The organism is Oleiphilus sp. HI0123, assembly GCF_001635315.1.
Genome location: NZ_LWGE01000679.1, coordinates 1 through 404, shown reverse-complemented (window position 1 = coordinate 404; position 404 = coordinate 1). Strand labels below are relative to the sequence as shown.

1 protein-coding gene is annotated in these 404 nt (G+C 42.8%); it reads left to right on the top strand.

Annotation, left to right across the window (positions count from 1 at the left end; translation table 11 throughout):
- Nucleotides 1-186, top strand: a 186-nt coding sequence (locus tag A3761_RS27140; protein WP_197472884.1) for a hypothetical protein, incomplete at its 5' end; no start/stop codon positions are given.
- Nucleotides 187-404 lie beyond the last annotated feature (218 nt).

Here is a 404-nt window from a genome sequence, read left to right as displayed (position 1 = left end):
GGCGTAGCGGAACCAGATAACTTACCTGTGTTAACTGAAATGGCCTCTATTGAGGAGCTTGTAGAAGACGATAGTATTATTACGGTTGGGCCTGAAAGTGACAGTTCGGACCCTAGTGATAAGGTTATGTCTGATAAAGTTGTACACGCTATGTTGGACGAGGCACGCCTCGTATGCGCTTCGTAGTTTAGCTTACTTCCTAGTCTCTGCATCTTTTCTGCTTTAGTCAGCTTTTGCAAAAGCTTGAGAGTGTTTTTGCTCTTGTACTCGTCCCCTGAACCGTTTTTCATTGCGTTAAAAACAAAGATTTGCTTGGTGGTAGACACTAAGGATCTCGATCTTTGCTATGCTATCTATGCGTGACAATAAACTTGTATGCTTTGACAGGGTCATCAATGAGAAAC